The sequence below is a fragment of the Mycobacterium sp. 1245499.0 genome (assembly GCF_001673615.1).
In the GTDB taxonomy this organism is placed as follows: Bacteria; Actinomycetota; Actinomycetes; order Mycobacteriales; family Mycobacteriaceae; genus Mycobacterium; species Mycobacterium europaeum_A.
Genome location: NZ_LZMG01000081.1, coordinates 1 through 768 on the forward strand (window position 1 = coordinate 1; position 768 = coordinate 768).

Sequence of the window (768 nt, forward strand, 5' to 3'; positions counted from 1 at the left end):
GCCGATCTCCACCCCGTTATACGTCACCTTCGAACCCGGATCCATCACCAAACCGGCCCGCGACGCAATCATCGTCAACTCGGTCTTGGGGGTGAAACCGCCCCGGAACTGGATGTAGACCAGGGTGAAGATCACGCCGAGCACCACCACCACGAGCAGGGTGATGAACTTGTACGGCGGCTCGCGGGAGTCGTTGATCTGAACGGGTGAACCTTCCACGGCGCTACACCGTGAGCCCGAAAGTCATCGTGGACAGCCGGCGACACGGGTGGTTATCCAGGTCACCCACCGTCGCCAACCCTGCCCCTCGCCTCGGTGCCGTCGCCACCCGGCGCTGGCCTGTACACGCATGTAATAAGACCAGTGAAATGTACCGCGCCGCAGTGGCACAAACAAAGCAACGGCGGGACCGGCGGGCGGACCACGTCACCTTTCAGGTACGCGCGGTGGGGTGTGCCGGCTGACCGCTGCTGTCGGCACGCGAATGACGTTGTGTAGCAGGACTTTCGCGGTTTACGGATTGATCGTGTTGTCGCCGACCTGGCGGCCCCAGACGTATTCGTTCGCATACGGCGACCCGGTATCCAGGTGGTTGTAGGGCGCAAGGCTGTTGCCGGTGTCCATCACCAACTCCGGCGCGGGCCACAGATCGTGGGTGATCGGCTGCCAGCAGCCCGGCGCACCACCGGGGCCGCCGCGCGCGTTCACCCGCGGCAGGTTCTCCGGCCAGATGTACGGGTTGGGTGCGCCGCCGACGACTCCGGCGAT

2 pseudogenes are annotated in these 768 nt (G+C 64.8%); both read right to left on the bottom strand.

The features are described from left to right. Positions 1 to 165 (bottom strand): annotated as a pseudogene (locus tag A5646_RS04190) (MCE-family protein MCE1A); the annotation flags it as partial. 348 nt (positions 166 to 513) lie between these two features. Beyond that, positions 514 to 768, bottom strand: a pseudogene (locus A5646_RS04195) (MCE family protein); the annotation flags it as partial.